Raw genomic sequence first — 21,960 nt, 5'->3', positions numbered from 1 at the left:
GCGGCGCCTACTCGTCGATCCGGTAGGAGTCGCCGTAGACCTTCCACTTCAGCGGCGGCACGAGGTCGAGGTTGCCGTTGTCGAGGAAGACGCGCTGCGCGGTGTCGACGCGGCTGGTGTCGCTGTGCGCCGCCTCGCCCTGCATGGCCTTCTTGCGGGCGTCGAGGAAGGCGTTCAGGTAGGTCTTCTCGTCGCCGCCCTGCGCCGGGGGCTTGGCCTTCGCCAGGGCGGCCTTGCGGATGCCGCCGAAGCTGTTCTTTCCGCTGCCGGGGCCGTGCATGACGGTCGCGTCGTAGTAGGCGAACTGGCCGAGCGCGCGCAGCCCGTCGGACTTCGCCTGCTTGACGGCCGGGTCGAAGTAGACCCGGTCGCGCTCGGACTCCTGGGCGTCCTGGAAGGCCTTGTCCTGGGCGGCCTTGTGCCAGGCGTCCTCGAAGGGCTTGCCGAGGCCGGCGTGCGAGTCGGTGCCGTTGGCCTTGCGCAGGGCGGGCAGGAACGCGGCCAGCGGGTTGCCGGGCTTCCGCTTGGTGTAGAGCTCGACGAGCTCGAGCATGTCGCCGGTGCCCGAACAGAAGCCGATGATGCCGGCGGTGTAGCCGCGGCCGTCCTTGATGTCCTCGATGTAGGTGAACTGGGCCCGCCAGTCGAGCGAGGAGTTCTCCGCGCTCGACACCAGCCGCATGGCGATGTCCTTCTTGTGCGGGTCGTCCAGCCCGGGCGCCGCCGCGTCCGCGTGCCGTATTCCCGCCGCCGGCGTCGGCGCGGAGGATGCGGGTGCGGCCCGGCCGGTCCCCGCAAGGACGAGGGAGGCGGGGAGGGCGACGGCCAGGCCCAGGAGGGCAGCGCGCGTGGACTTCTTCGAGGGGCGTGCGGACATGCGAGACTCCGTTCGTTCCCGATGGTCGTCCGACCCGAGGGTCGGCCGAATGTTAGGAAACCTTCCTAACCGGCATCGGCATTGAATCGACACGTCCGCTTACCTGACAAGGGGTCATCTCACCCCGTGTGTAAACAGGCCAACCGCCGCTCGGGAGGACCGCGCTACGCCTGGAGGAGCACCTCGGCCGTCTCGGGCTCCTCGGCCGGAGGCTCGCCGCCGCCCGCCGCCGGCGCCGCGACCGCCCGCCACCACGGCTCGAGCGGCAGCCCCACGGCCGGCTCGAACGGCTGGCCGGGCCGGGGTGCGACGACGCGTGCGCCCGTGTGCTGGGCGGCGGTGAGCGTTCGCTCGGCCGGCTCCTCCTCCACCAGTTCAAGCGCCTCGCCGTCCGATGGGAACGGCGCCTGGACCTGCACGACGCCCTCGTCCCGCTCGCCTGCGGACTCATCTGCTGGCGACGCCTGAAGAACCGCACACCATGATCGTGTTACGAGCTCTTAGGTCGTTCGTACTGTGCGGCTGCCGTGTGACCACGCGTGTGGTCATTCGCCGCCGAAGTCCTCGGCCGTTTCACGATTTCCTCATCGATGCTGCCGAGCGCCCGGACGCACAGGTCGCGGAGAGCAGCGTCCAGGCCGAGGTAGTCGAGCAGTTCGGCCATGCGCCGGTAGTCATCCTCCTCCGTCGCAGCGGGAACGCAGGCCGGTGAACTCGGTGTCGCTGAAGTCGCCGGCACGCGAAAGCACAGCCGCCGCTGCGCCGGGTCGGACGCCGCGGTGACGACCCTCATGGCCAGTGCCCGGGCGGAGCAGCGTGCATGGCTGCGGGCCCGGCAGTGGCATCCGCGCCGACGGCGGGGTCAGGCCGTCGCCGCGGGTGCCTCGTCCTCCAGGTGGCGGTAGAACTCCCGCCACTCCTCGAAGGCCGCCTCGAACCATGGGACTCCCGCGGCGAGGGGTACCAGGTGGCGGCACGTCTCGCGGTAGTAGGAACGTCGCTTCTCGGCCCTCGGGTGCGTGTCGAGTCGCTGCACGTTGCTGAACCGGTCCGCCAGCTTGAGAAGCAGGACCTCCGGCGGGGCGGCACGCAGGCTCAGGAGGTAGCGGTCACGCACCTCCGCAGGATCCTCGTGGGCCTCGGGCTGCGGCTTCGTCACCCAGCCCACCAGTTCCTCGACCCGGGGGCCGAACCGCTCACTGACCTCCCCGGCCGTGCGGTCGGTGTCCTCCACGACGTCGTGGAGTATGGCCGCGACCAGCAGGTCCTCGTCGCGGAAACCCGCGCCCGAGACGAGGATCTCCACCACCTCCAGGAGGTGCTCCACGTACGGCTCGCCGGCGGGCCTCTTCTGATCCCCATGAGCCTCTTCGGCGAACGCGACGGCCTCCCCGAGGCGCTGCGCCGAAACCTCCGGAGCGAGCACCGCCAACTGCCGGCGGGCGGTGGCCCAGTCGTGCCACGCGCCGAACACCCGATGGGTCAAGACGACTCCTGATCCGCAGCTTCCAGCTGCCTCTTGTATTCCGCCCACCGAGGCAGGGTCGAGGGCAGCTCGCCGGCCTTCGCCCTGCGGGTCTCGAACTCTCCGACGATGCGTCGGCGCTGGATCTCGGTGAGAGCTTCGTTCCTGATCGACTTCATTTCCGCAGGAGAGTCGCACTCCCTCTCGTCGATGACGAAAGCCGCGAGCATGAATCCGTCCGCAGTCCTTCTGCGGAACGTCGAGATCATGACGAACTTCGGGCCTGCCTCATCTGTCACGGGTACCTCCTGCGAGACCTTGGCCTGCTCGACGTAAGCGTTCTTGCGGAACGCCCCGTCGGGAGCGTGGTTCACCTCATGCTCCACGGGCTCGAACAGGAGGCCGCGCCCGGGGTTCTCGGACCTGTACTCCTCCAAGAAGCGTCCCTCCAGGGTCTCCCCCACGGCGAGTCCTGAATGATCTCCAGGGTCCGTTCGCCCCCGGCCTCAGGGTCCTTCAGGCTCTCGATCACGTTCAGCCTGTTCGCATCGTCCGCACCGAGCTTGGTGATCACCGAAGCCACCTCGGGATGCCGCTCGCCGAGGGCCTCCGCCACGTCGGCCAGCGGGTTCTCCGAGTGATCCCCCGGCTTCGGATCTCCGGCCTCGCCGTCCTCCTCCGACGATGCGTCAGGCTCGTTCGCATCCTCTGCCTCGCCGTCGTCCTTCTGGCCACCGGAATGATCGCCGGCGGGACGTTGAGCAGCCGGTGCGCCTCCTCGATCACTGTGACATGACGCAGCCCGCCGCCTCCGGTGGTGTCGGTGCGGTGGACTCGCAGGTGTTCGTAGATGCGGATCAGTACGGCTCCGATGAAGAACGCTTTGTCCTGGTCGTTGCCGATGTCTTCGATCTCCAGTACCACGTTTCGGTCCAGGAGGCTGCCCATGTCGATGGGGTGATGGGCTTCGAAGAACCATCCGGGGGTGCCCATCCTGAGCGATCCGAGTCGTACGTCGATGAAGCCGCGTACGTTGTCTGCGACCTCCTTGCCGTATCCGATGTTGTCCACGACCTCCAAGGCGGCTTTCTGCACGTCCGCCAGACCGGGATAGCGTGGTGCCCGTGGCACGCCTCGGCGGGTGCCCAACGCCAGGTTCCAGCCCATCTCCTGGTAGCACCTGGTCAGTGCCTGGCTGAGGACCTGGGGAAACGGGTCCGTGGCCTCGAAAGCGGCCAGGAAGAGGGCTCGGACGAGGTCGAGGTGGGTCTGCAGCGGGAACCCGGGCTCCGGTTCGAGTGGATTCAGGCCCACGGGGACATCATCGGGGGCGCCGGGGCGGATCACTGTGACTTCTGCGCGGTCGGCCAGTCGGCCTGCCATGTTCGCGTATTCGGCCTTGGCCGGCTCGATGACCAGCCAAGGGACCTCGATGTCGTGCAGGGACTCCAACAGGTGCCGTACGGTCTGTGATTTTCCGGAGCCGGTAGCGCCTGTGACGAAGGCATGCCGGTTGAGGGTGTCCGTGGTGATTCCCAGGGCACTGATCGGCTGGTCGGCTTCGTCAAGAACCGAGCCGAGCACAATGTCTCCGGTTGATTCGGGGGTGACATCGAAGTCGGCGCGCTCGACGTGACGGACGCCGGGGAGTTCCTTGCGCGGTGGACGAGCCAGCGCGGCCAGCAGCTCGGTGCTCGCAGGGAAGGGGGAGGCTGGTTCGCCGGCCGGGGTTGTTGCTGCGTGCCATGCCTGTGCCAGATCTCCGACCGGCGGTCCGGGTATGAGGGTGCAGGGGTGCTCGTCCAGGTCGGCGGAGCTGCACAGGAGTGCGGCCGCTCGGCGGGTGGTGGGCGCGTCGGGTGAGCCGACCAGGACGTGGATGTTCCACATCCCGCTGGGGCGGGCCCTGGACAGCTCCCGGTACCGGGCCTGGGCGCGTTCGAGGGCGACACGGTCCGGTTCGGAGTTCTCCCGCTGCCTGAGCCCCGGGATTCTCCCGGTCAGGGCCACGCGCTCCTTCTCCAGCGCCTCATCGCTGAGCGGTTCCGCGAGCACCATCCAGGCGAACGGGTCACGCATGTGGCCGACGTGGTCATCGAAGCCGCCGCGCATGACTTTCGGCGGACATCGAGCTGCTGGCTGCCGGGGCCCGATGCCACACCACTGCCAGTGCCGCCCCTGGACGATCGTTGAACTCGGCCCGTGCGGCGGCGAGTGCGGCGAACAACTCCGCCGGCGTACGGTCCGGCCCTTGGTCTTCGGGAGCCTGCCGGGGGATGTCCAGCAGCCGGTGAAACCGGAAGCCCTCTAAGATCATCGATGCCTTGCTGGAAGAGGCGCCGGGCTCACCGCAGTCTGTCACAGCGATCGCCTCCCTACTCGGGTAGCCGTGGGGCGTCGGCCACGTGCGGTAGGAGGGTGATGGCAGGGTTGCAGTCGCCGAACACGACGCGGCGGCTTTGCGGACTCGTCTCGATCAAAATGAGTCCGGTGGGCGGCAGCGATTGGATTTGTGTCGGCTCCACCGTGAATTCATAGACCCGGGACACTGTCTCGCCGCGCGTCACGGAATTATCGATCGAACTGTTGACGGAATTTTGCCAACCAGTCGACCATCCCCCCGTCTCGCTATTACCTCCGCCGTAGCTGTGGGATCGCCCCGTGGAGTGTGATTCGCCTACCTGCCGCGTCAGCTGACTCATCACGAATTTGTGTCCCTGGCCGATGAATTCGGCGGCGGCTTTCGCTTCCTCGGCGTTCCCCAGCCTCATGAGGACCGTCGCGCTGTCCTGACCTCCGAGAAGCGGCCGGATGTCCTCACGCACATGTGACATCAGAAGCACGAGCCGGACGCCGGCGACGCGCGCCTGGCGAGCCATGGATTCCAGAGCGGAGCGTCCCAGGTGCTCCGCGCCGGCGATGACCAAGGTGCCGGCGTCCGCCGGGACGCGGCCACGGCGAAGCTGATGCAGGATGAGGAAGAAGACGACACGGTCGATGACATCCTTGCGGCGCTCGGTCACATCGTGCGTGGAGAGGATGGTCAACTGCCCCGGAGCCAGCCACTGGTCCGGGGCGGGGAGGGTGAGGGGGTTCTGCTGGGCGCGGGCCAGCAGACGCGTCATGTCATATACGAAGCGCAGCTCGTTCTGAATCCGCTCGCTTTTCCCGACGACATCGATGGCCGCGGTGAGACTGTCCAGCTCCCTGGCCGACAGCGGTTCCGGTGCGCGGTCGGGTTCGTGGACGCGCAGGAGGACCTCCAGTCCGGAAGCGATCCGGCCGAAGGTAACCGCCCCGTCCAGTCGCTCGAGGACGGAGTGCAGGATGCTGGCGTCCGTCGCGCGCAAGTCAACGTCGGCCCCGTCCGGCCGCAATGTGGAAAGGGCCTCCGCCAGCACCTCGGCCAGCTCCTCCGCGGACAGTCCCCACGACAGGTCGGGAGGCGCGGAGGCCGACGGCAGCTCCACGCGCACCACCGGCACCCCTCGTGCATCGGCCAGGGTCGCCAGCTCCCGCCCCACCGTCTGATGACTGAGATCGAGGAGCCACAGTCCCTTTCCATTGGCGAGGAGGGACGCCCCCAGAGTCACCAGAAGAGCCGCCCACCCATCCGCCGTGCCGCCATAGACATCAACCCGACGCGGGCGGGATACGAGATGAACAGGAAACCACCGCAACGCCTCGTCGACGCGCCGCCGCTCCGAGGCATCGTGCGCGAGGACATCCGTCTTCCAACGCTCGAACGCGGCCTCGTGAGCCGCTCTGAGTTCTTCCCGCTTCTGCTTCGCAACCGACGCTTTCCACTTATATCCAATATAGGGAGCGACGCGTATAACGAGGATTATCCCGGCAGGGATCCACGCCACGGCGGCAACAACAAAGCTTCCCAATATCGCAAATAGAGCGCCCGCAACAAGCATCCCACTGAAGACACATCCCAGAAGTGGGGGGAGTGCGCCTCCTCGATAAATGGGCATGGAAGGGTCACGCCATACCGGCGGATTGTTATGACTTGAGTGGGGGTGAACAACCGGATGAATGTACTCCCATCCCAGCTTTTCCACGCCATCAAACACGCGCGTTGAAAATTCGACGTGTGCGTCGGACTTTCTCTCCACCGCTCCCTCTCATCGTCTCCGCATTACTGTCACGCCACCAAACCGCGACAGGACGACGCACGTTGAAGCGGGAGGCCACCGCCCCTGGCGGCTCGCCCATTGAACAACACCAGACGCCTCGTCAACAGGCCCACCAACCGTCGTGAATCCCGACTTGGCGCCAGACCGGAGACCCACACGACTCAGCCGCACAGGCACTTGACACGTCAAAATACCCCACCCGCTTACGACCTCGTGCGTGGGCAGCCCCCACGACATCCGGCCCGGGGTGGCGGTATCGAGCGCTCTGAGTGCTCTACGCGGGGAGTGGGTCAGCTACCAGTCGGAGGGGGCGTCGAGGCGCCGCTCGGACCGTGATCGCGTTACGAGCTCCAACTGCGAGACCTGCGGGCAGGAGATCGAGCAACGGTACATCGTGTGCGGGTGCGCGGCGGCGAGCTGATGCAGGCTGACGGCGATCTGCCAGGCCGATTCGCGCTCCATGCCGGTGAGACCGCGGCTTACGGGCCGCGGTGTCGGCCGACTGCGGTCATCTCACCCCGCGTGTAAACAGGCCAACGCCGCGCGGGAGGACCGCGCTACGCCTGGAGGAGCACCTCGGCCGTCTCGGGCTCCCCGGCCGGAGGCTCGCCGCCGCCCGCCGCCGGCGCCGCGACCGCCCGCCACCACGGCTCGAGCGGCAGCCCCACGGCCGGCTCGAACGGCTGGCCGGGCCGGGGCGCGACGACCCGGGCGCCCACGCGGCGGGCGGCGGTGAGCGTTCCCTCGGCCGGCTCCTCCCACGGGTGCGGGGCGAGGTTGAAGGTGCCCCAGTGGATCGGCAGCATGACGCCCTTCGTCGCGTCGCCGCCCTGCAGGTCGGTGTGCGCCCGCATGCCCTCCTCGGGGGTCATGTGAATGTCCGGCCAAAATTCGCTATAAGCGCCGATCTGCACCATCGTGGCGTCGAACGGTCCGTACTGCGCGCCGATGTCCGCGAAGCCGGGGAAGTAACCGGTGTCACCGCTGTGGAAGACGCGGTGCTCGGGACCGGCGACCACCCAGGAGGCCCACAGCGTGTGCTGGGTGTTGCGCAGCGCCCGGCCGCAGAAGTGGCGGGCGGGGGTGGCGGTGAGGGTGAGGCCGGCCACCTCGGTGGACTCGTGCCAGTCGAGCTCGGTGATGCGGTCCGCCGGCACGCCCCAGTGCTCGAGGTGGGCGCCGACGCCCAGCGGGACGACGAAGGCCGTGCCGGTGCGGGCCAGCGCCCGGACCGTCGGCATGTCGAGGTGGTCGTAGTGGTCGTGGGAGATGACCACGGCGTCCAGCGGGCCGGTCTCGGCCAGCGGCACGGGCACCGGGTGCAGTCGGCGGGGCCCCAGGTGGGCGAAGGGCGAGCAGCGCTCGGACCACACCGGGTCGAAGAGCACCCGCGCGCCGTCGATCTCGGCCAGCACGCTGGAGTGGCCCATCCAGGTCAGGCGCAGCCCCGAGGCCGCGGGCACGGCCAGGTCGGCGACCGTGGTGGGGTGGACGGGCACGGCGTGGGCCGGGGCCCTGCGCAGGCGCTCCTCCTTGCGGAAGTACGTGGGCAGGAATCTCAGCATGGAGCCGGACGGGGTCCGCCGGGTGCCCTCCGGGTTGACGAACACCCCGCCCGCGAAGTTCGGCGACCGCCTGATGCGCGCCATCCGCTCCCCTGCCGGGTCCGCGCCGAACGCGTCCGGCCGCAGCGAGTCGAGTGGTGAGCGGGTCGGACGGGAGCCGGTCACGGCGCCTCCAGGGTGAAGTCGGCAGGTCACCCCATTATCTGTCCGGGATGGATCAGCGTGAGCGGGGCCCTGCGCCAGGCGGCCCGCGCCCCGTCACCCGTGGGCGCGACGCGTACGGCCGGCCGGGCCCACCCCCGTCGACCGGGGCCCGGACGGCCTCGTACGCACGGCCGGGGGCCAACTCTGCAGGCTTCGCCGCGCGGCCGCATCCGATTTTTCCGGCGGCGGGATCACGCCGGGCGGCCGGCGTCACAGCCCGCTCACCCGCAGCGTGACGTTCAGCCGCCCCGTCAGCCCCAGGGCGGGCGGCGCGGTCCCCGCCAGGACGCGCGGCACGCCGTGGTAGGCCCGGCGCGACGGGCCGCCGAAGACGAACGCGTCGCCGCTGCGCAGCTCGACGTCCGTCCAGGGGCGGGTGCGTCCGCCGGTGTTGCCCAGGCGGAAGACGCAGGCGTCGCCGAGGCTGAGCGAGACGACCGGGGCGTCGGACTTCTCGTCGGCGTCGCGGTGCATGCCCATCCTCGCGGCGTGGTCGTAGAAGTTGACGAGCGCGATGTCGTACGCCTCCGGGCCGGCCGGCCGCCCGTACGCCCGCGCCACCGCGTCCCGGGCGAGCGCGTCCAGCCAGGGCGGGAACGGCTTGACGGGGGCGCCGTCGCCGTCGACGACGGTGCGGGCGTAGCCGTAGGGGAACCAGTGCCAGCCGAGGCAGACCGTCCGCACCGACATCGCGCCGCCGCTCGGCATCCGGACGGTGCGCAGGCCTGCGGGCGGCTTCGCCCATGCGCGGCAGGCCGCGAGGAGGCGGAGCTGGGCGTCCGCGTCCAGCCATCCGGGGAGGTGCACCGCGCCGTGGGCGATCTCCGCCGGAGGCCGGGGGAAGAGCTCACCGTCCATGCGACCACCCTAGGACGGGCCACTGACACCGGCCCTGACCTGCGGTTTCATCCCTTGCGGCCCACGCCGCCGTAGAAGATGGTGTTGCTGAGCTCCTCGGGGCCGGGCACCGGCCCGTCCGGCCGCCACAGCGGCACCCGGACCAGGCCGGGCTCGAGGAGCGCGAAGTCGCCGAAGAGCGGTTCGATGGCGGCCCGCCCGCGCAGGTTGAGGGCGGCGGTGGCGTTCTTGTAGACGTCCAGCACGCCGTCCCTGGCCACGGTGTCCGTCCGGCCGGCCGCGTACCCCTCGTACGGCTCCTCGGTGGCGTGGGAGAGGACGAGCATGCTGCCGGCGGGGAGGGCGTCGCCCAGGGTGGCGACGATGCCCGCCGGGTCCTCCTCGTCCTTGACGAAGTGCAGGACGGCGACGAGCAGCAGGGCCACGGGCTCGTCGAAGTCGATGAGCCCGCGGACGACCGGGTCGTCCAGGATCGCCTCGGGCCGCCGTACGTCCGCGAGCGCGAACCCCGCGCCGCCCGCGTCGGTGAGCTTCGCCCCGGCGTGGGTGGCGACGATGGGGTCGTTGTCGATGTAGGCGACGCGCACCCCGGGGTCGATCTCCCGGGCCACCTCGTGGGTGTTGGGGGAGGTGGGGATGCCGGTGCCGATGTCGATGATCTGGCGGATGCCGCCGCGCACCGCCTCGCGCACGGCCCGGCGCAGGAAGGCGCGGTTGGCGCGGGCGGACAGGCGGACCTGCGGGTGGACCTCGATGACGCGCTCGGCGGCCGCCCGGTCGACCTCGTAGTTGTCCCAGCCGTCGAGGTAGTAGTCGTACATGCGGGCCGGGTGCGGCCTGCTGGTGTCGATCTCCTCGGCCGGGAAGCCCTGCTCGCCCGTGCCTATGCCGGGCATGCTCTGCTCGATCACGCCGTGTTCCCTTCGGTGCGCATGCAGATCGGTACGCATGCAGATGTCGCCGGCCGGCCGGTCCGTCGCGGCCGGGCGGGGGCTAGTCCGCGCTCGCGCGCGGGCCCGCCAGCAGGAAGTCCGCCTCGCCGGCCTTCGCGCCCCGGATGAAGGTCTCCATCTCGTGACGCGTGTAGATCAGCGCGGGGCCCTCGGGGTCGGTGGACTGTCTCAGGGCCACCCGGCCGTCGCACAGCCGCATGACCTCCACGCAGCTGCCGCCGTTGCCGCCGCTCCACGGCTTGCTCCAGCCCTCGGTGCCGAGGTCGGTCGCGGGCATGCCGTTGTAGACGCGATCCAGATCCATGGTTCAGATCTCCTTACGAATGCCACCCAGGATTGCCTTGGTGGTGTGTGCCGGCGCGGCCTGCGCGCACATCCGGTCCAGCGCTTCCAGGAAGGAGGACACGTCGTCGCGCTGGTCGAAGTACGAGGCTCCGACGAGGTTCTCGGCGTACGCGATGTCCGGCAGCTCCTGGATGGGGAACCGGAAGATATGGAAGGGGCCGTACATCGCCGGGTGCGGCCCGGCGGCGAACGGCATGAACTGCAGCCGCACGTTCGGCATGTCGGTGGCCTCGATGAGCCGGTCGAGCTGGGCGCGCATGACGTCCGGCCCGCCGATGGGCCGGCGCAGCACGGTCTCGTCCATCACCACCCACAGCAGGGGCGCCTTCTCCCGCGTGAGCAGGCCCTGGCGTTCCCGGCGGACGGTGACGGCGCGCTCGACGTCGGCCTCGCGGGCGTGCGGCATCCCGGCGCGGAGCACCGCGCGGGCGTAGTCCTCGGTCTGCAACAGGCCGGGGATGTAGTGCGGTTCGTAGGCGCGGATGAGATTGGCCTCACCCTCCAGGCTGACGAACGCGCTGAACCACTCGGGCAGGACGTCGCGGAAGCGGTGCCACCAGCCGGGGCGGTTGGCCTCGCGGGTGAGGGCGAGGAAGCCCTCGACCTCCTCGGCGTCGAGGACCCCGTAGACGCGGAGGAGCTTCTCCACGTAGGGGATCTTCAGCCCGACCTCGGCCTTCTCCATCCTCCGGACGGTGGCGTGGGTGACGTCCAGGGCGCGGCCCGCCTCCTCGTAGGAGAGCCCCGCCTTCTCCCTCAGGTCGTGCAGGCGCTTGCCGAGCACGACCCTCAGGACGGTCGGGGCACCCGCCGGCCGCGAGTCCGCCACTGTCCACCCCCTCCAACTGCCGTCATATGCCTGCAGTGTGCCACGCAGCCTGTCGGCCCGACAGACTGTCCTTGCGATTCTGCAATTTGCAGATTGAACCTTGCCACAGACGATCGACATCGCACATAGTTGCGGAGTGCTCCCCTCCCATGACGCACCCTCGCTAGCGTTCCGCGGCGGCTCCTTCGCGGCCCGGCTGCAGGACGCCTTTCACTTCCCGGCCCTCAACACCTCGGTGGCGGAGGCGCGACAACGAGTGCTCGCGCGGCTGCGGGAGTGGGGAATCGACGAAGTGGCCTGCGACGACGCCCAGTTGGTGGTGTCCGAGCTGGTCACCAACGCGGTGCGGCACACCGACAGCGACAAGGTCAGCTGTCAGCTGCGGGTCGGCGGCGCGGCGCTGCGCATAGAGGTCGCCGACCAGGGGCACGCCCCGACCCAGCCCGTCGCCCGGTGCAGCGGGACGGACGAGGAGAGCGGGCGGGGCCTGCTGCTGGTCGGAGCGCTGTCCCAGGCCTGGGGGGTACGGCCCGACGACACCGGCAGAGGCCGGGTCGTCTGGGCCGACGTGCCCCACCGGCGGCTCGCCCGCTGACGTCCCGGGGCCCTCGCGGGCCCCCGGGCGTCACAGCGGCAGCAGGTCCGGGCGCTTGGGCTCGACGTTGTCGCCCGAGGACTCGCCGCGCAGCCGGCGGCCGATCCACGGCACCAGGTACTCGCGGGCCCAGTGGATGTTGTCCCGGCGCACCTCGGCGGCCGAGCGCTGCTCCTCCGTCGGCCACTCCTGGTCGGGGTCGGCCGGCACCTCCAGGCCGAGGACCTGGGCGGCGCGCAGGGCGACGCGGGTGTGACCGTCCGCCGACAGGTGCAGGCGGTCGTCGCTCCAGGCCCGCCGGTCCTGCACCGAGCGCAGCGACCACAGGTCGAGGACCGGGCAGTCGTGGCGGTCGGCGATGGCCCGCACATGGGCGGTGTAGGTCGCGATCTTGCCGCGCAGGTGGCGCAGGACCGGAACGCCACGGGTGTCGAAGCCGGTGCACAGCAGGACCGTTCCGACCGAGCCGGCGAGGCGGGCGACGGCCGCCTCGTAGCGCTCGGCCACGTCGTCCGGGTCGCTGCCCGGCCGCAGGATGTCGTTGCCGCCGGCGCAGAAGGTGACGAGGTCCGGCCCGAGCTCCTGGGCCCTGGGGACCTGCTCCTCGACGATCTGGTCCAGGAGGCGGCCGCGGACGGCGAGGTTGGCGTACGTGAACGAGTGCTCGGGCTGCTGATCGGAGAGGAGTACGGCCAGTCGGTCGGCCCAGCCGACGAAGGCGCCGTCGGGTCCTGGGTCCCCGACGCCCTCGGTGAAGCTGTCCCCGACGGCTGCGTACGACCCGATTGCGCCGATCGCGCGCTTGCTGAAGGAATTCGAATCGTCTGCCACGTCAGTGCATCTTTCACCTTCAGGAGTGACCTACGCCACCGTAACCAGGGGTTGACGTGCCGTGATGTATCCCACCCCGGCAAAATCACCGCTGCCGGAATACGATTTGGCGTCACCACACCGGCCCGTCGACACCTGACCCCGAGGAGCGCCCGTGACGCAGACGCCGCACGTCCCGTCCACCGAGCCCGAGCTAGCGGGAGTGCGCAACTTCCGTGATCTGGGCGGCCTGCCGGCCGCCGGCGGGCGGCGCGTACGGCCCGGCGTCCTCTTCCGCAGCGGCCATCTCGCCCACGCCACCGAGTCCGACGCCGTCTTCCTCGCCTCGCTGGGCCTGCACACCGTCTTCGACTTCCGCAACGCCGCGGACATCGGGCTCGAGGGCCCGGACGTCACGCTCCCCGGGGTGCGCAACGTCAACATCCCGCTGTCCGACCCGGCGGACGGCAGCGAGTTCTGGCGGATGGTCCGTGACGGCGACCTGGACACCCTGCGGTCCGTGCTGGGCGAGGGCCGGGCGGCGGGCCGGATGGCCGCGTCGTACCGCGTGATGATCACCACCCGCACCGCCGAGCACAGCCGGGTCCTGCACACCCTGGCCGACGAGAGCGTCCCGGCGCTGATGCACTGTGCCGCCGGCAAGGACCGCGCGGGGCTGTCGATCGCGGTGACGCTGCTGGCCCTCGGGGTCGGACGCGAGGTCATCGAGGCGGACTACCTGGAGTCGAACGCGCCGCACCGGCGGTACCGGGTGCGGCGCGGTGACGGCACGGACGGTGCGACGTCGCCGGAGGTGATGGAGCTGCTGTCGCCGCTGTTCGAGGCGCGGAGCACGTACCTGGGCGCGGCGTTCGCGGCGATCGACGAGACCTGGGGAGGCACCGAGCGGTACCTCTCCGAGGGGCTCGGGCTGGCCCCCCACACCCGGGACCGGCTCCGGGAGCGGCTGCTCGGCGACTGAGAGCCGGGGTGGGGGGCCGGGGAGCCGGCCTCAGCGGCTCCCCACCGCCTGCTTCACCAGCGTCCTGCCGAAGTCCCACATCAGGCCGCCGCCGTTGTGGGCCTCGTCCATGACGGCCGTGAAGGCCCGGACGAACCGGTCCACCTCGGGCTCGCCGATGATCAGGGGCGGGATCAGCTTGATGACCTCGAGGTGGTCGCCCGAGACCTGGGTGAGGATGCGGTGCTTCTGCAGCAGCGGCACCACGACCATCTGCGCGAACAGCCCCTTGCGGGCCGCCTGCAGCATCGTCCAGCGGCTGCGCAGCCCCAGTGACCTCGGCCTGCCGAACTCGATGCCGATCATCAGGCCCCGGCCGCGGACCTCGTGCAGCAGCTCGTAGCTGTCGACCAGCGCCGCCAGCCGGGAGCGCAGCAGCTCTCCCGTGGTCCGGGCGGACTCGACCAGGTGCTCCTCCTCCATGACGGCGAGCACTGCCAACCCGGCCGCCATGGCCTGGGCGTTGGAGCCGAAGCTGGCCGAGTGGACCAGCACCCGGTCCATGGAGGAGTAGACCTTCTTGAAGATCCAGTCCTTGCCGAGCGTGGCGCCGACGGGGACGTAGCCGCCGGACAGCGCCTTGGCCACGCACACCAGGTCCGGCTCGACGCCGTCCTCGTGCTGGTAGGCGAAGAAGTCGCCCGTCCGCCCGATGCCGGTCTGCACCTCGTCCGCGATCAGCAGCGCCTTGTGCCGGTGCAGGAGGTCCTGTGCCGCGCGCAGGAATCCGGGCGGCGCCTCGTGCACGCCCTTGCCCTGGATGGGCTCCACCACGAAGCCCGCCACGTCCCCGCGCGCGAGCTCCCGCTCCAGCCGCTCCAGGTCGCCGAGCGGGATCGCGGTGTCCGGCAGCAGGGGCGCGAAGCCGTCCCGGAAGCCCTCCTCGCCGTTGACCGAGAGGGAGCCCGCGGTCAGGCCGTGGAAGGCGTGCTCGCAGTACAGGATCCTCGGTCTGCCGGTGGCGTACCGGGCGAACTTCAGCGCCGTCTCCACGGCCTCGGTGCCGCTGTTGCCGAAGAACACCCGGTCCAGGTGCGGCGCGTGGGCCAGCAGCTTCTCGGCGAGCAGGCCGGGCAGCGGGGGGCAGTCGAAGCGGGTGAGGTCGGCCAGCGAGGCGTCGAGGACGTCGTGCAGCGCCTTGCGGACGACCGGGTGGTGCCGGCCCACCCCCATCACCCCGAAGCCGGCGAGCATGTCGAGGTAGTCCTGGCCGTCGGTGTCCCAGAAGTAGGCGCCCTCGGCGCGCTCGTAGACCTTGTCGAAGCCGATGGTGCGCAGCATGCGCGGCAGCTGGTGGTTGAGGTGCCGGGCATGGAGGTCGTACCGCTCGCCGCCGCGCTCGGCCAGCAGCCGGGCCAGGTCGAAGCTCTTGGGGTGGTCGGCGGTCATGCGGTGCTCTCCTCCTTGACGGCCGTCTCCCCGGCGCGGACCAGGGCCGCGCTGATCCGCCCGGCGATCTCGGCGGGGGTCAGGCCGAGGTCGGCGAGCACCTCGGCCCGCTTGGCGTGCGCCAGGAACTGCTCGGGGATGCCGAAGGTGCGTACGGGCAGGTCGACGCCCGCGTCGCGCAGCGCCTGGGCCACGGCCCAGCCGACGCCGCCGGTACGGCTGTTGTCCTCGGCCACGGCGACCAGGCGGTGGCGGGCGGCGAGGCCGGGCAGGGCCTCGTCGACCGGCTTGACCCAGCGCGGGTCGACGACCGTGCAGGTGGTGCCGCGCGCCCGCAGCAGCTCGGCGACGTCCAGTCCCACCTCCGCCATGGTGCCGACGGCGACGAGCAGCACGTCCGCGCCGTCGTCCTCGCCGTCCGGCCGGGCCAGGACGTCCATGCCGCCGATCCGTGCGACGGCCGGGATGTCCGGGCCCGCGTTCTCCTTCGGGAAGCGCACGACGGTCGGGGCGTCCTCGACGGCCACGGCCTCGCGCAGCTGGGCGCGCAGCTGGCCGGCGTCGCGCGGGGCGGCGATGCGCAGGCCGGGGACGACCTGGAGGATGGACATGTCCCACATGCCGTTGTGGCTGGGCCCGTCGGTGCCGGTGACGCCGGCCCGGTCCAGGACGAAGGTCACCCCGCACTTGTGCAGGGCGACGTCCATGAGCACCTGGTCGAAGGCGCGGTTGAGGAAGGTGGCGTAGACGGCGAAGACCGGGTGCAGGCCACCGGTGGCCAGCCCGGCCGCCGACACCGCGCCGTGCTGCTCGGCGATGCCGACGTCCCAGACCCGGTCGGGGTAGGCCTCGGCGAACTTCGTCAGCCCCACGGGGTGCAGCATCGCCGCCGTGATCGCGACGACGTCCGGCCGCTCGGCTCCGATCCTGAGCATCTCGTCGCCGAAGACGGACGTCCACGACGTGCCGGCGGCGGGGGCCAGCGGTTCGCAGGTCAGCGGGTTCATCACCCCGACCGTGTGGAAGCGGTCCGCCTCGTCCTCCAGCGCCGGCTGGTAGCCGCGCCCCTTCTGGGTGCGGCAGTGCACGAGGACCGGGCCGTGGAAGCGCTTGGCCCGGCGCAGCGCCGACTCGACGGCGGCGATGTCGTGGCCGTCTATCGGGCCGAGGTACTTCAGGCCCAGGTCCTCGAACATGCCCTGGGGTGCGAAGGCGTCCTTGAAGCCCTTCTTCGCGCCGTGCAGCGACTCGTAGAGCGGCCGGCCGATCAGCGGTACGCGCAGGGCCGCGTCCTTGCCCCACGACAGGGCGCGTTCGTAGCCGTCGGTGGTGCGCAGCGTGGCGAGGTGGTCGGCAAGGCCGCCGATGGTGGGGGCGTAGCTGCGTGCGTTGTCGTTGACGACGATGATCAGCTGCCGGTCCTTGGCGGCGGCGATGTTGTTCAGCGCCTCCCAGGCCATGCCACCGGTGAGCGCGCCGTCGCCGATGACGGCGACGACGTGGCGGTTCCAGCGGCCGAGGACCTGGTTGGCCTTGGCGAGGCCGTCGGCCCAGCCCAGGACGGTGGAGGCGTGGCTGTTCTCGATGACGTCGTGCTCGGACTCCTCGCGGGAGGGATAGCCCGACAGGCCTCCCTTGCCGCGCAGCTTGGAGAAGTCCTGACGCCCGGTCAGCAGCTTGTGGACGTAGCTCTGATGGCCGGTGTCCCACAGGATGCGGTCGGCGGGCGAGTCGAACGCGCGGTGCAGGGCGATGGTCAGCTCCACCACGCCGAGGTTCGGCCCGAGGTGGCCGCCGGTCCTGGCCACCGCGTGGACCAGGAAGTGGCGGATCTCCTCGGCGAGGTCGGTCAGGTCCTCTCCGTCCAGTGCCTTCACGTCGCGCGGACCGCGGATGTTCTCCAGCAACGACACGCCGGCCCCCTCCTCTTCTGTCGGCCTGGTGCGCCAGGCTCGTTCGGACCCCGCCGGTCAGACAACGGTGACGGCGGGGCTCCCCGACAGGGCGCCGTCCTTCTCCATCTGCCCGGCGAGCTTCAACGCCTCGTCGATGAGGGTCTCGACGATCTTCGACTCGGGGACGGTCTTGATGACCTCGCCCTTGACGAAGATCTGGCCCTTGCCGTTGCCGGAGGCCACGCCCAGGTCGGCCTCGCGGGCCTCGCCCGGGCCGTTGACGACACAGCCCATCACCGCCACCCTCAGCGGCACCTCCATCCCCTCCAGGCCGGCGGTCACCTGGTCCGCGAGTTTGTAGACGTCCACCTGCGCCCGGCCGCAGGAGGGACACGAGACGATCTCCAGCCGGCGCCGGCGGAGGTTGAGCGACTCCAGGATCTGGATGCCGACCTTGATCTCCTCGGCCGGCGGGGCCGACAGCGAGACCCGGATGGTGTCGCCGATGCCCTCCGAGAGCAGCGCGCCGAAGGCGACGGCGGACTTGATGGTGCCCTGGAAGGCCGGGCCCGCCTCGGTGACGCCGAGGTGCAGCGGGTAGTCGCACTGGGCGGCGAGCAGGCGGTAGGCGTTCACCATCACGACCGGGTCGTTGTGCTTGACCGAGATCTTGATGTCGCGGAAGCCGTGCTCCTCGAAGAGGGACGCCTCCCACAGGGCGGACTCCACCAGGGCCTCGGGCGTGGCCTTGCCGTACTTCTGCAGCAGGCGGCGGTCCAGCGAGCCGGCGTTCACACCGATGCGGATCGGGACACCCGCCGCCGAAGCGGCGCGCGCGATCTCCTTGACCTTGTCGTCGAACTGGCGGATGTTGCCCGGGTTCACGCGCACCGCCGCGCAGCCGGCGTCGATGGCCGCGAAGACGTACTTCGGCTGGAAGTGGATGTCCGCGATCACCGGGATCCGGGACTTCTTCGCGATGACCGGCAGCGCGTCCGCGTCGTCCTGCGAAGGGCAGGCGACGCGCACGATCTGGCAGCCGGCCGCCGTGAGCTCGGCGATCTGCTGCAGCGTCGCGCCGACGTCCGCGGTGACGGTCGTGGTCATCGACTGCACCGACACCGGCGCGTCGCCGCCGACCGGGACCGGCCCGACCTGGATGCGCCGCGAGGGGCGGCGCACCGCGAGCGGCCGGGCCGGGGCCGTGGGCAGCCCGAGGGAGACGGGCTCCGTCGTGGCCACGACGGTCAGCCCCGGTTCCCGGAGACGGTCTCCCGGGCCGCGCGCAGCGATTCCTTGAGCGAGCCCATGGTGGCCAGCACGGCCGTGGGTTCGTAGCCGCAGTGGGCCATGCAGTTGGCGCACCGGGGGTCCTTGCCCCGCCCGTACTTCTCCCAGTCGGTCTCCTCGATCAGCTGCCGGTACGTGGGCACGTAGCCGTCGCTCATCAGGTAGCAGGGGCGCTGCCAGCCGAAGAGGGAGTAGTTGGGGATGGCCCACGCGGTGCACGGGAAGTCGGCCTTGCCCTCGAGGAAGTCGAGGAAGAGCGGGCTGTGGTTGAGCCGCCAGCGCCGCCGGTTGCCGCCGGCGAAGGCCTTCGTGAACAGCTCGCGGGTCTGCTCGACGCCCAGGAAGTGCTCCTGGTCCGGTGCCTTCTCGTAGGCATAGGCGGGCGAGATCATCATCTCGTCCACCTGCAGGTCGTCGTTGAGGTAGTTCAGCACCTCGATGACGGTCTGCGCGGTGTCGGTGTTGAAGAACGTCGAGTTCGTGGTGACCCGGAAGCCGCGCCGCTTGGCCTCCTTGATGGCCTCCACCGCCTCGTCGAAGACGCCTTCCTTGGCGACCGACTCGTCGTGCCGCTCGCGCAGCCCGTCGATGTGCACGGCGAACGCGAAATAGGGAGAAGGCGTGAACTTCTCCATCTTCTTCCGCATCAGCAGGGCGTTGGTGCAGAGGAAGACGTATTTCTTCCGGGCCACCAGCTGCCGCACGATTTCATCGATCTGCGGGTGCATCAAAGGCTCGCCGCCGGCGATGGAGACCATGGGCGCGCCGGATTCCAGCACCGCGCCGACCGCCTGGGCAACGGGCATGCGCTGCTTCAGCACACCGGCCGGGTGCTGGATCTTTCCGCAGCCCTCGCACTTGAGGTTGCAGGCGAAAAGCGGCTCGAGCTCCACGATCAACGGGAACTTCTCCCGCTTGCGCAGCTTCTGTTCAAAAAGATAGGTCCCGACCCTGATGGTCTGGCGGAGCGGCATGGCCATCTGGCTCACCTCCTGGGGAGCAGCAAAGAACGGTGCCATTCGAAAAAAGCCGGCAGGACGGTGCGGAGTACGCGGAAAGCCGATATTCCACCCCGCAAGGTCCCGATTCGTACGAGTTCATGTTCTGGAGCGTCCACGACCACTCTTACGGCCGCAACCGGGCGCGAACCCGCCCCGACGGCGCTTCGGAGTGTGGCGGCGGACTCCATGTCCACGGCGAGCGCGCCCGCGGCGTGCAACGCCCGCCGTTCCGCGCCGCGCACGACGTGGTCCGAGCCCACCAGCGGCCCGCTGTGGATGACGCGCCGGGGCGCGAGGCGGGCGAGCTCCTTGGCGAGCAGTTCGGCGCCGACGCACTCGGTGCGGCCCGTGCCGTCGCGCGTCTCGTCGGCGACGACCAGGTCGCCGGGGTGCATCCCCGGGGCGAGGCCGGCGCAGAAGCCCGTGGCGATCACGGCCGCGTCGCGCAGGGCCTCGTCCTCGGCCAGGGCCCGGGTCACGGCCCGTTCCGCGGCCTGCGGGCCCATCCCGGTGCGCAGGACGGTCACGGGCCCGGCCGCGCCGCCGAGGCCGCCGCGCAGGGCGAGGCGCTCGATGCCGAGCGCGCAGGCGATCAGCAGCGGGGCGGGGGCCGGCGTGACCGTACCGGGCTTCATCAGCCCTCCAGCCGTTCGGGTGCGAAGGGCTCGCCGTGCAGGTACCGGCCGAGCGCGGTGAGCGGGAAGACGTGGCGGTAGAGGTGGTAGTTGATGGAGAAGTCCCACGGGAAGCCGGTGCCGGTGAAGTACGGCTCGTCCCAGGAGCCGTCCTCGGCCTGCGTGTCGGCCAGGTGGGCCACGCCCCGGACCACGGCCTCGCTGTCGCGCTCCCCGGCGGCGAGCAGGGCCAGCAGGGCCCACGCCGTCTGCGAGGGGGTGGACGCGCCGCGCCCGATCCATTCGGGGTCGCGGTACGAGCGCAGGTCCTCGCCCCAGCCGCCGTCCGGGTTCTGCACCTCGCGCAGCCAGGTCACGGCCCGGCGCACGGCCGGATGCGAGGCGGGGATCCCGGCGGCCACCAGGGCGGGGAGAACCGATCCGGTGCCGTAGACGTAGTTGACGCCCCAGCGGCCGAACCAGGCGCCGGACTCCTCCTGCTCGCCCAGCAGCCACTCGATGCCGCGCCGGGTGCGCGGGTCGTGCTGCTTGCCGAGGACGGCCAGCATCTCGACGACGTGCGCGGTGACGTCGGCGGAGGGCGGGTCGACGACCTCGCCGAAGTCGCAGAACGGCAGCCGGTTGGGGAAGGGGCTGGTGTTGTCGGCGTCGAAGGCGCCCCAGGCGCCGTTCCTCGACTGCATGCCCAGCGTCCAGCGGGCGGCGCGGGCGAGGGCCGTCTCCACCCGGCCGGGCTCGGGGTGGGCGACGCGCTTGAGGGCGAGGACGACCTCGGCGGTGTCGTCGATGTCGGGGTAGTTGTCGTTGTGGAACTCGAAGGCCCAGCCGCCCGGGGGCAGTTCCGGCCGGCGCACGGCCCAGTCGCCGGAGCGCAGGATCTGCTCGTCGAGCATCCAGCCGGCGGCCCTCACCAGCGCCGGGTGGTCGGCGGGCACGCCCGCGTCGGCGAGCGCGATGGTGGCCAGGCAGGTGTCCCACACCGGCGACTGGCAGGCCTCGATCATCCGCACGGGCTCGCCGTCCGGCCCCTCGCTCCAGACGGCGAAACGGTCCAGCGACTCGAGCCCGGCGCGCAGCACCGGGTGGGCGAGGTCGTAGCCGAGGAGGTGGAGGGCGATGACCGAGTACACGGCCGGGGGCTGGATGCCGCCCCAGCAGCCGTCGTTCTCCTGGCGCTCGATGATCCAGCGGGCCGCGGCGTTCAGCGCCGCGCGGCGCAGCGGGGCCACCGGGAAGCGGTGGTAGAGGTGCAGCGCCTTGTCCAGGCGCTGGAAGAGGCCGTCCCAGGTGGTGGGCGGGGCGAGCGGGCGCGGCGGGTTGGGGCGGCGCGGGTCGGTGTGCAGCTCGTCGAGGCCGAAGGGGGCGGGCCGTACGGGCCGCAGGGCCGAGACGATGGTCAGCGGCACGATGGTCTGCCGGGCCCACTGGCCGAAGTCGTAGAGGTTGAGGGGGAACCGCTTCGGCAGGTACATGATCTCCGGCGGCAGGTCGGGGAGATCCTCCCACCGCCACCAGCCGAAGAGGGCCAGCCAGATGCGGGTGAAGACGCGGCAGGCGGCGATGCCGCCCTGCTCGCGGACCCAGGCGGAGGCGGCGGCCATGTGGGCGGCGTCGGGGGCGTCCCCGGCGAGCCGCAGCGCGACGTAGGCCTCGACGGTGGCGGAGAGTTCGGGGGGCCCGTTGTGGAAGGTGGCCCACGTGCCGTCCGGGCGCTGCCGGGAGCGGATGAAGCGGGCGGCCGCCCGGGTGGTCTCCTCGTCGCGCACGCCGAGGAACTGACGGAGCAGCAGGTCTTCGGCGTCCATGGTGACGTTGGTCTCCAGGTCGCCCTTCCACCAGCCCTGCGGGTCCTGGCGGGCGAGGAGGTGCTCGACGGCGCGGGCGGTGGCCCGCTCCACGGCTTCGCGCCCCTTGGGCGGCTCGGTGTCCGTCGCCGCACCGGGTGGCGCGATGGTGCTCTGGCCGGCCTCGGCCGCACGGGGCGGTAGCGCCCCGGGGCCGTCGGTCGTCGCTGTCATGGCTTCCCCTAATGCAGTGAGTTTCTTCTCTGCCGTACTGCTTGTTACTGCCGTACTTGGGGGGTTCC

22 protein-coding genes are annotated in these 21,960 nt (G+C 70.8%); 2 read left to right on the top strand and 20 right to left on the bottom strand.

All coding sequences use genetic code 11. The features are described from left to right. Positions 1-7 precede the first annotated feature (7 nt). The 13 genes from IE295_RS02550 to IE295_RS02490 all read right to left on the bottom strand — a co-directional run bounded on the left by IE295_RS02550 (position 8) and on the right by IE295_RS02490 (position 11,238). Positions 8-877, bottom strand: coding sequence for a chitosanase (locus tag IE295_RS02550; RefSeq protein ID WP_190061732.1), 870 nt, complete (start codon positions 875-877; stop codon positions 8-10). 164 nt (positions 878-1,041) lie between these two features. Continuing rightward, positions 1,042-1,296: a hypothetical protein gene (locus tag IE295_RS02545; protein WP_373314111.1), complete on the bottom strand. Its 255-nt coding sequence runs from the start codon at positions 1,294-1,296 to the stop codon at positions 1,042-1,044. Positions 1,297-1,367: 71 nt separating this feature from the next. After that, positions 1,368-1,541, bottom strand: a complete 174-nt coding sequence (locus tag IE295_RS02540; RefSeq protein ID WP_190061731.1) for a hypothetical protein — start codon at positions 1,539-1,541, stop codon at positions 1,368-1,370. Positions 1,542-1,739: 198 nt separating this feature from the next. Then, positions 1,740-2,363, bottom strand: coding sequence for an HD domain-containing protein (locus tag IE295_RS02535; RefSeq protein WP_224323682.1), 624 nt, complete (start codon positions 2,361-2,363; stop codon positions 1,740-1,742). Beyond that, on the bottom strand, positions 2,360-2,806 hold the full coding sequence (locus IE295_RS33225; RefSeq protein WP_224323681.1) for a hypothetical protein: 447 nt from the start codon (positions 2,804-2,806) through the stop codon (positions 2,360-2,362). The genes IE295_RS02535 and IE295_RS33225 overlap by 4 nt, the downstream gene beginning before the upstream one ends. Positions 2,807-2,912: 106 nt before the next feature. Continuing rightward, complete coding sequence (locus tag IE295_RS02525) at positions 2,913-4,454, bottom strand: ATP-binding protein (RefSeq protein ID WP_224323680.1); 1,542 nt, start codon at positions 4,452-4,454, stop codon at positions 2,913-2,915. A gap of 263 nt (positions 4,455-4,717) precedes the next feature. Beyond that, positions 4,718-6,265, bottom strand: coding sequence for a hypothetical protein (locus tag IE295_RS02520; protein WP_190061730.1), 1,548 nt, complete (start codon positions 6,263-6,265; stop codon positions 4,718-4,720). 513 nt (positions 6,266-6,778) lie between these two features. Then, positions 6,779-6,946 (bottom strand): hypothetical protein, encoded by a 168-nt coding sequence (locus tag IE295_RS02515; RefSeq protein ID WP_190061729.1) that lies wholly within the window; start codon positions 6,944-6,946, stop codon positions 6,779-6,781. Between the two features lie 95 nt (positions 6,947-7,041). After that, positions 7,042-8,214, bottom strand: a complete 1,173-nt coding sequence (locus IE295_RS02510) for an MBL fold metallo-hydrolase (RefSeq protein ID WP_190061728.1) — start codon at positions 8,212-8,214, stop codon at positions 7,042-7,044. 249 nt (positions 8,215-8,463) lie between these two features. Next, the gene (locus IE295_RS02505; protein WP_190061727.1) at positions 8,464-9,111 is read right to left on the bottom strand and encodes an alpha-ketoglutarate-dependent dioxygenase AlkB family protein; all 648 of its coding nucleotides are present in this window, start codon (positions 9,109-9,111) and stop codon (positions 8,464-8,466) included. 47 nt (positions 9,112-9,158) lie between these two features. Continuing rightward, entirely contained in the window at positions 9,159-10,007 is an 849-nt protein-coding gene (locus tag IE295_RS02500) for an SAM-dependent methyltransferase (protein ID WP_190062370.1), read from the bottom strand. 97 nt (positions 10,008-10,104) lie between these two features. Further along, positions 10,105-10,368 (bottom strand): DUF397 domain-containing protein, encoded by a 264-nt coding sequence (locus IE295_RS02495; protein ID WP_190061726.1) that lies wholly within the window; start codon positions 10,366-10,368, stop codon positions 10,105-10,107. A gap of 3 nt (positions 10,369-10,371) precedes the next feature. Further along, positions 10,372-11,238 carry a Sco1979 family transcriptional regulator gene (locus tag IE295_RS02490; protein WP_190061725.1) on the bottom strand — a complete coding sequence of 289 codons (867 nt, stop codon included), beginning with the start codon at positions 11,236-11,238 and terminating at the stop codon, positions 10,372-10,374. A gap of 100 nt (positions 11,239-11,338) precedes the next feature. Here IE295_RS02490 and IE295_RS02485 point away from each other — a divergent pair, with 100 nt between their 5' ends. Continuing rightward, the gene (locus IE295_RS02485) at positions 11,339-11,833 is read left to right on the top strand and encodes an ATP-binding protein (RefSeq protein ID WP_224323673.1); all 495 of its coding nucleotides are present in this window, start codon (positions 11,339-11,341) and stop codon (positions 11,831-11,833) included. A gap of 30 nt (positions 11,834-11,863) precedes the next feature. On the opposite strand, the gene IE295_RS02480 is transcribed toward IE295_RS02485, so the two are convergent. Continuing rightward, positions 11,864-12,664, bottom strand: coding sequence for an SGNH/GDSL hydrolase family protein (locus tag IE295_RS02480; protein ID WP_190061724.1), 801 nt, complete (start codon positions 12,662-12,664; stop codon positions 11,864-11,866). Between the two features lie 154 nt (positions 12,665-12,818). On the opposite strand from IE295_RS02480, the gene IE295_RS02475 reads away from it, so the two are divergent. Continuing rightward, the gene (locus IE295_RS02475) at positions 12,819-13,625 is read left to right on the top strand and encodes a tyrosine-protein phosphatase (protein WP_190061723.1); all 807 of its coding nucleotides are present in this window, start codon (positions 12,819-12,821) and stop codon (positions 13,623-13,625) included. 30 nt (positions 13,626-13,655) lie between these two features. Here IE295_RS02475 and IE295_RS02470 read toward each other — a convergent pair whose 3' ends face one another. The 6 genes from IE295_RS02470 to shc are packed head-to-tail and all read right to left on the bottom strand — an operon-like array spanning position 13,656 to position 21,892. Next, positions 13,656-15,053, bottom strand: coding sequence for an aspartate aminotransferase family protein (locus tag IE295_RS02470; protein ID WP_190061722.1), 1,398 nt, complete (start codon positions 15,051-15,053; stop codon positions 13,656-13,658). Then, positions 15,050-16,966, bottom strand: coding sequence for a 1-deoxy-D-xylulose-5-phosphate synthase (gene dxs / locus IE295_RS02465; protein ID WP_190061721.1), 1,917 nt, complete (start codon positions 16,964-16,966; stop codon positions 15,050-15,052). Before dxs ends, IE295_RS02470 begins: the two co-directional genes overlap by 4 nt. A gap of 57 nt (positions 16,967-17,023) precedes the next feature. After that, the gene (ispG, locus tag IE295_RS02460) at positions 17,024-18,190 is read right to left on the bottom strand and encodes a flavodoxin-dependent (E)-4-hydroxy-3-methylbut-2-enyl-diphosphate synthase (RefSeq protein ID WP_190061720.1); all 1,167 of its coding nucleotides are present in this window, start codon (positions 18,188-18,190) and stop codon (positions 17,024-17,026) included. Between the two features lie 5 nt (positions 18,191-18,195). Beyond that, positions 18,196-19,218 (bottom strand): adenosyl-hopene transferase HpnH, encoded by a 1,023-nt coding sequence (hpnH, locus tag IE295_RS02455; protein WP_190061719.1) that lies wholly within the window; start codon positions 19,216-19,218, stop codon positions 18,196-18,198. 5 nt (positions 19,219-19,223) lie between these two features. After that, positions 19,224-19,874 carry a phosphorylase family protein gene (locus IE295_RS02450; RefSeq protein ID WP_190061718.1) on the bottom strand — a complete coding sequence of 217 codons (651 nt, stop codon included), beginning with the start codon at positions 19,872-19,874 and terminating at the stop codon, positions 19,224-19,226. Beyond that, on the bottom strand, positions 19,874-21,892 hold the full coding sequence (gene shc, locus IE295_RS02445) for a squalene--hopene cyclase (protein ID WP_190061717.1): 2,019 nt from the start codon (positions 21,890-21,892) through the stop codon (positions 19,874-19,876). Before shc ends, IE295_RS02450 begins: the two co-directional genes overlap by 1 nt. Positions 21,893-21,960 lie beyond the last annotated feature (68 nt).

The sequence above is a fragment of the Streptomyces griseocarneus genome (genome assembly GCF_014655595.1).
Taxonomy (GTDB): domain Bacteria; phylum Actinomycetota; class Actinomycetes; order Streptomycetales; family Streptomycetaceae; genus Streptomyces; species Streptomyces griseocarneus.
This window is presented reverse-complemented; position numbering and strand designations above follow the sequence as displayed.

Bases quoted from the DNA above. Each gene is read 5' to 3' on its own strand.
- IE295_RS02550 (WP_190061732.1), bottom strand. From the start codon at position 877: ATGTCCGCACGCCCCTCGAAGAAGTCCACGCGCGCTGCCCTCCTGGGC.
- IE295_RS02540 (WP_190061731.1), bottom strand. From the start codon at position 1,541: ATGGCCGAACTGCTCGACTACCTCGGCCTGGACGCTGCTCTCCGCGAC.
- IE295_RS02525 (WP_224323680.1), bottom strand. From the start codon at position 4,454: ATGCGCGGCGGCTTCGATGACCACGTCGGCCACATGCGTGACCCGTTC.
- IE295_RS02520 (WP_190061730.1), bottom strand. From the start codon at position 6,265: ATGCTTGTTGCGGGCGCTCTATTTGCGATATTGGGAAGCTTTGTTGTT.
- IE295_RS02515 (WP_190061729.1), bottom strand. From the start codon at position 6,946: ATGGAGCGCGAATCGGCCTGGCAGATCGCCGTCAGCCTGCATCAGCTC.
- IE295_RS02505 (WP_190061727.1), bottom strand. From the start codon at position 9,111: ATGGACGGTGAGCTCTTCCCCCGGCCTCCGGCGGAGATCGCCCACGGC.
- IE295_RS02500 (WP_190062370.1), bottom strand. From the start codon at position 10,007: ATGCCCGGCATAGGCACGGGCGAGCAGGGCTTCCCGGCCGAGGAGATC.
- IE295_RS02495 (WP_190061726.1), bottom strand. From the start codon at position 10,368: ATGGATCTGGATCGCGTCTACAACGGCATGCCCGCGACCGACCTCGGC.
- IE295_RS02470 (WP_190061722.1), bottom strand. From the start codon at position 15,053: ATGACCGCCGACCACCCCAAGAGCTTCGACCTGGCCCGGCTGCTGGCC.
- hpnH (WP_190061719.1), bottom strand. From the start codon at position 19,218: ATGGCCATGCCGCTCCGCCAGACCATCAGGGTCGGGACCTATCTTTTT.
- IE295_RS02450 (WP_190061718.1), bottom strand. From the start codon at position 19,874: ATGAAGCCCGGTACGGTCACGCCGGCCCCCGCCCCGCTGCTGATCGCC.
- shc (WP_190061717.1), bottom strand. From the start codon at position 21,892: ATGACAGCGACGACCGACGGCCCCGGGGCGCTACCGCCCCGTGCGGCC.